The 9,366-nt window shown below is 62.2% G+C and carries 9 protein-coding genes; 4 read left to right on the plus strand and 5 right to left on the minus strand.

Going from position 1 to position 9,366, the window contains the following annotated elements; translation table 11 throughout:
- Positions 1-301: 301 nt before the first annotated feature.
- From BN1127_RS16170 to BN1127_RS16180, 3 genes are all read right to left on the minus strand, one after another.
- The gene (locus BN1127_RS16170; protein ID WP_005330611.1) at positions 302-1,348 is read right to left on the minus strand and encodes an NAD(P)H-dependent flavin oxidoreductase; all 1,047 of its coding nucleotides are present in this window, start codon (positions 1,346-1,348) and stop codon (positions 302-304) included.
- Positions 1,345-1,626 carry a Pathogenicity locus gene (locus BN1127_RS16175; RefSeq protein ID WP_041206726.1) on the minus strand — a complete coding sequence of 94 codons (282 nt, stop codon included), beginning with the start codon at positions 1,624-1,626 and terminating at the stop codon, positions 1,345-1,347. Before BN1127_RS16175 ends, BN1127_RS16170 begins: the two co-directional genes overlap by 4 nt.
- Before the next feature lie 70 nt (positions 1,627-1,696).
- The gene (locus BN1127_RS16180) at positions 1,697-2,338 is read right to left on the minus strand and encodes a ribonuclease T2 family protein (RefSeq protein WP_005330616.1); all 642 of its coding nucleotides are present in this window, start codon (positions 2,336-2,338) and stop codon (positions 1,697-1,699) included.
- A 238-nt stretch (positions 2,339-2,576) separates the two neighbouring features.
- Between BN1127_RS16180 and BN1127_RS16185 the strand changes: the two genes are divergently transcribed.
- Positions 2,577-3,137: a gamma carbonic anhydrase family protein gene (locus BN1127_RS16185; protein WP_005330618.1), complete on the plus strand. Its 561-nt coding sequence runs from the start codon at positions 2,577-2,579 to the stop codon at positions 3,135-3,137.
- Positions 3,138-3,363: 226 nt separating this feature from the next.
- Here the strand turns inward: BN1127_RS16185 and BN1127_RS16190 are convergent, their stop codons facing one another.
- A complete protein-coding gene (locus BN1127_RS16190; protein WP_005330621.1) occupies positions 3,364-5,259 on the minus strand; it encodes a PhoX family protein in 1,896 nt (631 codons plus the stop codon).
- Positions 5,260-5,519: 260 nt separating this feature from the next.
- Positions 5,520-6,428 (minus strand): SAM hydrolase/SAM-dependent halogenase family protein, encoded by a 909-nt coding sequence (locus BN1127_RS16195; RefSeq protein WP_005330623.1) that lies wholly within the window; start codon positions 6,426-6,428, stop codon positions 5,520-5,522.
- Positions 6,429-6,594: 166 nt separating this feature from the next.
- Between BN1127_RS16195 and BN1127_RS16200 the strand changes: the two genes are divergently transcribed.
- From BN1127_RS16200 to BN1127_RS16210, 3 genes are all read left to right on the plus strand, one after another.
- A complete protein-coding gene (locus BN1127_RS16200; RefSeq protein ID WP_041206727.1) occupies positions 6,595-7,053 on the plus strand; it encodes a hypothetical protein in 459 nt (152 codons plus the stop codon).
- Positions 7,054-7,262: 209 nt separating this feature from the next.
- Positions 7,263-8,732, plus strand: a complete 1,470-nt coding sequence (locus BN1127_RS16205; protein WP_005330627.1) for a GGDEF domain-containing protein — start codon at positions 7,263-7,265, stop codon at positions 8,730-8,732.
- A gap of 134 nt (positions 8,733-8,866) precedes the next feature.
- Positions 8,867-9,366 (plus strand): DEAD/DEAH box helicase (locus BN1127_RS16210; protein WP_042650112.1); only part of this gene is annotated, 500 nt, incomplete at its 3' end.

A 9,366-nucleotide genomic window follows, 5' to 3' on the forward strand; every position in this document is an offset into this window, starting at 1 on the left:
GGCTTTTCGAGGTTATCGACTTGGCTTTCTGCGTTGCCGCTTGCCCTGTCGATGTGGTGCATTATAGAGACATTGATCACATTGGCAAGTGCTGACTGCAATAAAATTGCAAAAAACGGCCATTTATTAGTTATTCATATCAAAACACAGCTTTTATACAAACTTATCCACAGGCGGGCGTTAAAAAGAGCTCTGATTGATACTCGGTGCTCCCCAATCCGGCAGCGTCTCGACGCCATCCTGACCAAAAGCCGATGCCTATACAGATACCTATATAAAGGAAGGCAGTAAAAAGAGGTCATCAGGCCAGATCGGCCTCGGCGACCCAGGCTGAGATCAGCTCGGCGGCGGCGAGGGAGCGGCAACCCGAGACATTCTGTCCGGCCCAGAGTGGCGAGAAGCTGCTCTTTCCCATCTTTTCAGCCGCGGCGCGCAACGGGGCCAATGCGCCGCTGGCATGGGGGAAGTCAGGGGGCAGTGCCGAGAGAGGGCCGAGCTCCCGCATCAAGCGATTCACTATCCCCCGCGCCGGACGGCCGCTAAACAGATTGGTCAGTGCGGTGTGCCGGCCATGCGCCCCCAGGAGCGCCGCACGGTGCAGGGGCGAGGTCGTCGCCTCGTGGCAACAGAGAAATGCCGTTCCCATCTGGACTGCGCTGGCCCCCAGTGCCAGGGCGGCCTTGATCCCCTTGCCATCGACAATGCCCCCGGCAGCAATGATAGGCAAATCCACTGCCGCCACTATCTGTGGCAACAGCGTAAAGGTGCCTTGTTGCAAGCTGAGATCCTGATTCAGGAAGTGACCGCGATGTCCTCCCGCCTCCAGCCCCTGGGCTATGATGGCATCGGCGCCATGGCGGGCCAGCCACTTCGCTTCTGCTACCGTGGTCGCACTGGCAAAGACTTTTGCTCCCGTTGCTTTTACCCTGGCAAGCAACTCGGGCGCCGGCAGGCCGAAGTGGAAGCTGGCTACGGCGGGGTTGAACTCGGCCAGGATGGCTGCATGCTCGGCGTTGAACGGGGCGCGACTTGGCCCATTCGATACAGCATCGGTACTCACACCGAACTCGGCATAAAAAGGTGCCAGCGCCTGTTGCCAGCGGTGCTCTTCGGCCGGATCAGGCTCACGCTGTCGATGGCAGAAGAAGTTGATGTTGAAAGGGCCTGGGCCACTGGCCGCCAGCTGTTCCAATGCCTTGCGCAGCTCGGCCGTGCCGAGCATGGCCGCCGGCAAGGATCCCAGGGCACCCGCCCCCGTCACCGCCATGGCCAGCTCAGCGTTCTGCACCCCGGCCATGGGCGCCTGGATGATGGGGTAGCGCATCCCCAGATCGGCAAACAGGCTCATGCGACACCCTCTCCTTCTGCGACTGAGGCTGCCATATGACTGCGCGCCAGCGCGATGGCGCCGTCGATGGCGCCGCGGGCCTGTGGGCTGTTCTGCCAGCAGGTCGAGCCCAGCATGCTGGCCACCAGCCGGACTATGTGGCCGCTATCCGCCTCGGCCAGCTCACTCAGGCTGTGGTAGCCCAGCTGTTCGAGCCGCCCGATGACGGTGGGGCCCACCCCTTTCACCCCGAGCAGCAGGCTGCGCTCCCGTGCCGAAAACTGTTTCACGTCGGTCATTGCAGAGCTCCTTTCCGATGACTGCAGTTGCACATCAGGCCCCCAAGAGGCCTGATGAAGATAACGAGGATCAGCGCACGCTGCGCAGCAGGAAGTCCGGCTGGCCGCAGGAGCGGCGCTCCCGCTTTTGCATCTCGTCCGAGCAGGGAACGGCATCCGTCCCTTCCCTGTTGATGCAGATGTAGATCTCCCGCAGGAAACGACCGCCGTCGGCGCAGGCCACAGTGATGGTGTCGGGTGCAAGCCACTCATTGGCAATGGCCAGATCCGCCTTCAGTTCGAAGGTACTCTTGCGAAGGGGCTCTGCCGGCGATTGATAGGCGGCCGGGATCTTCACCTTCTGGCGCAGATCGCTGGCCAGTTGGTGAAATGCCTCCTGATTCAGGCCTGAGCAGGTGCCGTGCTTCTCCCACTCATGACCATAGAGGAAGCGGCTGGGATAGAGCCCGGCAAAATCCTGCTCCATGGCGGGATCCAGTCGCTCTCGGGTACAGTTGCCGGGATAGCCGCGCTGATACTGGGGCCAGAGCCCGTGCAGCACGAAGCCCAACTGGCGGCTGCACTGCTCTCTATCGGCCGGCTTGATGGCGCAGTGCTGCGGTGACCAGGAGAGCGCCAGGGCGTAGTAGTCAAACTCACCTGGCCGCCCCTTAGCCTGCGCGACTTGGGCACACAGCAAGAAAGCAGCCAGGAGTAGCATCATCTTCTTCATGTCATCGTCTCCGTCATCGCAGTCAGGCCGCCCCCTTCCGGCGAGGAATACGCCCGTTTATCAGGCCCCATGCTCCCATACAAGGGAGTCAAAGAACAACTATGTGAAATGCCCTTACTAAAGGAGGGTCAGACCAGTAAAGGGTTTCCCCTCCCGGATCAGAGGCGTAAGCTGACTCTCCGGCGAGCCCCCGCGTCCCGCCACCTTATCCCCGAATTCAGCTGCAACAGGACGTAACATGATCCGCAAGAATCCCTCAGGTCACCTGCCCGTCATCCACGAATCCGCCTACATCGACAAGACCGCCATCATCTGTGGCAAGGTGATCATCAAGGAGAATGTGTTTGTCGGCCCCTATGCCGTGATCCGCGCCGACGAGGTGGACGAGAGCGGCGACATGGAGCCCATCGTCATCGGCGCCAACTCCAATATTCAGGACGGTGTGGTGATCCACTCCAAGTCCGGCGCCGCCGTCACCATAGGCGAATACAGCTCCATCGCCCATCGCAGCATAGTGCACGGCCCCTGCGAGGTGGGTAACCGGGTCTTCATCGGCTTCAACAGCGTGCTGTTCAACTGCCATATCGGCGAAGGATCCGTGGTACGTCACAACTCGGTGATCGACGGCTGCGATCTGCCCCCGGGCTTCTATGTGCCGTCCACCACCCGTATCAACCAGCAGAGCGATCTGGCCCAGATCCCCCGCGTCACCGTGGATGCCACCGAGTTCTCCGAAGACGTGGCCCACACCAACATCGACCTGGTCAAGGGCTACAAGGCGCTCTCCAACGAGTTCTGATGCCCGCCATGTCATAGCAGAAAAGGGGCACCACGCGGCCCCTTTTCTCTGCACGCAATCCTGACCCGACCGGGCACGCCACCATGGCGCTGGCATCCCCTCTTCTTTATCTCTCCCGCTCGAGCCCTCAAAACAAAGAACCCCTACTCGTTGGGTGCCCAACTTTCGGGGTTCACGTCACGCAGGCTGCGCCCTCATGCGGTACAAGGGGCAGCGGGTCGGAATATCAGGCCCCGATGATACCGCCGTCGTCCCGGGTGATACGCAGCACGGCGGAGCGGGGAATGGCGGTGCCGCCATCCGGGAAGTGGGAGGGTGCCAGCTCCTCCCCCGGGTGCTGCACCCCGACGAACATAGTGCGCCAGTCCGGACTGAAGGTGAGGCCCGTGATCTCGCAGGCAATGGGGCCGGTCAGGAAGCGGCGCACCTCGCCACTCGTCGGGTCCGCGCACAGCATCTGGTTGTTGCCCATGCCGGCAAACTGCTTCTCGTTGGAGTAATCGCCGTCGGTCTGGATCCAGAGCCGTCCCGCCTCGTCGAAGCCGATGCCGTCCGGGCTGTTGAACATGTTGTCCGGGTTGATGTTGGCACTGCCCGCCATCAACCCCTCTTTATTGACCTCGGGGTTGCCCGCCAGCAGGAAGAGATCCCACTCGAAGCTGTCGCTGCCGTGATCGCCACCGGCCGGGCGCCAGCGGATGATCTGGCCATAGGGGTTCTCGGCCCTGGGGTTGGCGCCGTCCAGGGGTTGGTTCTCCTTGAGGCCGCGGTTCTTGTTGTTGGTCAGGGTGCAGTAGGCCTCGGCCCTGTGGGGATGCACGGCCACCCATTCAGGCCTGTCCATGGTGGTGGCGCCGAGCCGGGTCGCGGCTTCGCGCGCGAAGATGAGCACCTCCCCCTGATCGGCGAAGCCGTTCTCCCGGGTCAGGCCGTGCTGGCCGTGCACCAAGGGCAACCACTGGCCGGTGCCCTTCAGTTCCCCTTCCTTGGCCTCGAAGCGGGCCACATAGAGGGTGCCCTCATCCAGCAGATCCCGGTTGGCAGGGTCCTTGCCCGGCGCCACCTTGTTCTTCGAGACGAAGCGGTAGATGTGCTCGCCCCGCTCGTCATCACCGAGGTAAACCACGGCGCGACCATCTTTATTGATGGTGAAGGCGGCATTCTCATGCTTGAAGCGGCCCAGCGCCGTGCGCTTCTTCGGGGTGGAGGCGGGATCGTGCGGATCGATTTCCACCACCCAGCCGAAGCGGTGCGGCTCGTTGGGGTGTTTGGCGAGATCGAAGCGCTCGTCGAACCTGTGCCAGCCAAAGCCCGCATCCTCGGCGGCCAGGCCATAGCGGGCTGCGCGCTGGTCCAGCACCGGCTTGCCCGCACTACCGAAGTAACCGTTGAAGTTCTCCTCGCAGGTGAGGTAGGTGCCCCAGGGAGTCTGGCCGTTGGCGCAGTTGTTGAAGGTGCCAAGAGCCGTGCGCCCCTCAGGGTCGGCATGGGTCTTGAGCAGGGCGTGGCCCGCCGCCGGGCCGCTCAGTGTCATGGGGGTGGTGGCGGTGATGCGGCGATTGAGTGCCCCCCTGGGGTTGGCCTGCCACTTGCCATCGATGCGTACCAGCTCCACCAGAGAGACACCGTGGGCCGCCTGGGCCTTAGCGACGGCCTCGGCACTGAGCACCTTGCCGCCATCCGCAAACAGGTATTCGTAGTTGGTGTACTCATTGTTGACGGCGAGCAGGGCGCGATCAGGGCCCAGGGGGAAGAAGCTCATGCCGTCGTTATTGTCGCCAAACTGGCGTGCCTGGGCCCTGGCATCATTGCTCTGGCTGAAGGCGGGGGCATCGGCGAACAGGGCATCACCCCAGGCGATCAGCACCTCGGCCTTGTAACCTGGCGGCACCACTATGGCATCGGCCACCGAGGCGGGCACGGCCTGGAACCCCAGCAGTGGCTGGGTGGCGGCGGCCACGGCGCGGGCTACCGGGCTCGCGGCGAAGAAGGCCACCATGCTGGCGGCGCCGACTCCCTTGAGAAACCCCCGGCGGCTGAGGCCAGCCTCGATCAGGCGGTTGAACTCTGGCTCATGTTCCCGGGGATGGTTGACACTGTCTCTCTCGTCAAAACGGCTCATCGGCTTTTCCTTGTTCTCTCTGCTGGCATCATTGCGTAATCACTGCGTCCGGCCACAGCATGGCGGCACTTTATTAAACGATGATGACAAACGATGAGATAACCGGCTGGCCCGGCAAGGCGCCACCGCCCAGGAGAAGGGGCGGTGGACACGAGTCCCACCACCCCGAAAGACGTATCGCCGACAGAAGGGTTGAGTCCTAACCGCACTTCTTCAGGCTGATATGCCCGTTTGTACCGGATTGCACCCGCTGGCAGCCTCTAGCCGCACTTCTTCAGGCTGACATGCCAGTTGGCGCCGGATTGCACCTGATGTTTGGTGGCGAAGCTGTCCATATTGAGGGCCACCGAGACCTGCAGCAGGCTGTTGAGGTAGACCAGCGGCTGGCCTTCCGGCACATCGCCGAAGCTGCTGACGTAGGGGGCCTTGCCCTCGTATTTCAGCGCATCCCCTTCGCTGATCCTGATGCAGGCGTTGTCCCCCTTGTTGATCCCCGCCTTGGTCAGCAGCGCATCGTCGATATTGGTCCAGACGTTGCCATACTGCACGTCCAGGATGGGAATGGTGCCCTTGAGAGTGCCATCTTTTTCCGCCACGGCCGGCTGGTAGGGGATGGTCACCACCTCGGCGGGCAGCAGGGGCCCCACCTGCTCGAAGCTGATGACGCCGGAGGCAAGCCGCGCCCCCGTGTAGGCGTAGACGTCGCGACCGTGGAAGGTGTAGGACTTCTCGGAGCCCTTGAGGCGGTTGCGTTTCTCGTCTATCTGGCGCACCGCCTCGATGCCGAAGTGTTCGGCCACCAAGGTCAGGGTGCCGTTGTCCGGGCTGACGATGTAGTGGCCGCTCTTGGTCTTGAGCACCACCGAGTGGCGATCGGTGCCGACGCCGGGATCCACCACGCTGACGAAGACGGTGCCCTTGGGCCAGTAGTTGAGGGTCTGGTAGAGGCGGTAGGAGGCCTCCCAGATGTTGTAGGCCGGGATCTCGTGGGTCAGATCCTGCAGCGGCAGTGTCCTGTCCACCCCGAAGGCGACCCCCTTCATGGCGGAGACGGCTCCGTCCTTGAGACCAAAATCGGTCTGGAAGACCAGCGCCTCGTTTGCGAAGGCACTACTCCCCATCAGCGAGAGGGCGAGGACGAGGGCGCGGGGAAGGGTACGAATAGCCATATCAGGACTCCTTGTGGGGAATGCAACAGAAAAACAGAAATCTAGACGTCCAGAATGCCATTTGATGACACCTTTGCAAGCCCCCTTGCCCGAATGGGGGGAAAGCACTCGCCAGAGTGCTCCGCCGGGTGTATCCATGGACGAGTCAAATTCAGGAGACGACGGTATGACAGAGCAAGGGCACGAAACCCTATTGTTGAGCCTGGGTGACAGCCAGAGCCGGGTACAGATCACCGGGGCGGATGGCGTCAGCCAGACCTTTTCACTGGCCCTGGGCCTGAATGCCATGACACCCGGTCCCTTTCGCCGGGACCCGCCAACCCCCCTCGAGCTGGAGCAGGCCATCATGGTGGTGGAAGATGCACTGATGCCCCTCGCGGCCCATATCCAACCCCACCCCCTGATACAGCTTCACAGCCCGGTGCCGCTGGCAGGCGGACTCGGCAGCCACGAGCTGAACCGGGAGAGCATCGAACGGTTGTTCGGCCAGCTGGTCGCCATGGTGGAGGGAGATCCGCTGGCTGCGGCCCAGCTGCCCAGAGATCGCCGCTTCGCCGCCACCCTGCTGATCCTGCGAGAATGGATGCACCACCTGGGTGCCGAACGGGTGCAACTGCTCCCGTGATGGCAGCGCCAGTCAGGGGCGCCATGCCCTCTTACTCCGCGACCACCATCGATTCGCCCTTCCCTTGCCATCGAATCGTGAACGTCTATCTTGTTGATATTGGAGGCTCATTTTCCTTGCGCTGCCTGCCCCCGCCAACTTTCGTCTGGTGATGCAGAGCAGAATCAGTTACAAAAAAGTCTTCTGTCACTACCCGGGAGCATCACGGCATGGCGGGATCACTGTTGCGGATCATCCCCCGCAAGTGGTTGATTCAATTCACACTGTTCTCTCTGGCACTGGCAGGGTTGGGGCTGGTGTTCAACTACACCTACCTCAGCATCCGGCACGACATGCAGCTCATCACCGCCAAACAGCAGAATGTGTTCGAGGTGTTTTATCAGCGGGCCCGCATCCTGGCGCCAGACGCGCTGGCCCGGTTCGTCGACAACAGCAGCATCAAGGCGCCCATCTTCAGCGAGAACAGGGATGCGACGGCCTATGCCTATGCTTATGACCTCGATACCCTGACCCGTATGGCTGTCATTCCCATACTCCCCTCATCCAACCCGGTACTCATCGCCTACCAATATGCCCTCTCCTACCCCGAGGTCATCAACCTCTACGCCTTCTATGACGATCGTCGCCTGCTTGGCATGGTGCCCGACCGACTGACACTCCCGAACCGGCTGATGCCGACCAACAGCGACCTCAATGACATCGAACCCTGGACCCATTATTTCGGTTGCGCCCTCTTCGCCTCCGCCCATGTGCCCTGCAGCACGGATGAGGCCTGGGTGTCCGACATCTACACCGACACCTTCACCGGGTTGCAGACCATCACCATGTACTTCCCCTTTGTCTTCTACGACCCGGTGATAGCGGATTACCGCCATGGTCTGACGGGCATAGACATCGCCGTCGACGAGGCGTTCAAGGATGTACTTCGCCCCTTCGAGAGCCTCAATCCGACCAGAACCACACTCTCTTTCGATGAAATAGAGCCCTGTCGCCCCTGGCATCTCTGCCTGAATACCCGCTTTATGCGGGCCAAGGCCAGCGTCGACCTCTATCTCAAATGGTCATACAGCTACGGCGATTTCATGCGAGCGGTGCTCTATGGCCCCGCCTTCAAACTCTATCTGATCGCCCTGCTGCTGCTCATACTGACGGGACGGGGCATCTACGGCCGCCTGCGCACCCTGGCACAGACCGATCACCTGACCCGGCTGCCGAGACGGGACATCCTGGATCAGGCCCAGTTGCAGGAGCACGACTACCTGATGCTCCTCGACATCGACAACTTCAAGTCCATCAACGACGCCTATGGCCACGGGGTGGGAGACATCGCCCTCGCCGCCTTCGCCCGTCATCTGACGGCCAATATGCGCAAGGGGGACAAGGCCATTCGCTGGGGCGGCGAGGAGTTTATCGTCCTCTACAAGAGGCTCGGCGACGAGGCCAGCATGCGCCAGACCGTGGCCCGTCTGTTGGCATCACAACTTCAGATGGAGGAACTGTCCGCCCCCATCACCTTCTCGGCAGGCATCATTCGCATCCGTGATTATCTGACCGTCGCCGAAGCCACCGACCTGGCCGATACGCTGCTCTACCACGTCAAGCAGCATGGCAAGCACAACATCGCCTATTACCAGGGGCAGGAGATCAGACTGATCCGGGAGCAGACCGCGGCCGACTGATCCCGCAACAGCAGGACCCTCGCCGCCCCGCCGACAGTCATCACCTTCTGCTGTGCGGGGCGCTTCTGCTACCATGGCGGCCACTGTCCGCTTCCGTCACGGCCCTGGCCGCGATAACCCCATACTGGTGCCCTATGTCCATTGCCTCCTTTGCCGAACTGGCCCTCTCTCCCCGTCTGCAACAGACCCTCTGTGAGCTGGGTTATGCCGCGCCAACCCCCATTCAGGCCAGCGCCATCCCCGTCATTCTGGCGGGGCGGGATCTGCTGGCGGGGGCCCAGACCGGCACCGGCAAGACCGCCGCCTTCGTGCTGCCGTTGCTGGAGCAGCTGATGCAGCAGCCGCAAGGCGAGTCGCCCCGCCCCATCCGCGCCCTGGTGCTGGTGCCGACCCGCGAGCTGGCGGTGCAGGTCTTTGAGAGCGTGGTGCGCTACGGGCAGGGCACGGATCTCACCAGCGCCCTGGTGTACGGCGGGGTCAGCATTGCTGCCCAGGTGGAGGCGCTGAAAAACGGGGTGGATCTGCTGATCGCCACCCCGGGTCGATTGCTCGACCATCTGCGTCAAGGGGCCTTGCGCCTCGGGAGTCTCAGCCATCTGGTGTTCGACGAGGCGGATCGCATGCTCGACATGGG

This window comes from Aeromonas media (assembly GCF_000819985.1).
Classification (GTDB): Bacteria; Pseudomonadota; Gammaproteobacteria; order Enterobacterales; family Aeromonadaceae; genus Aeromonas; species Aeromonas media.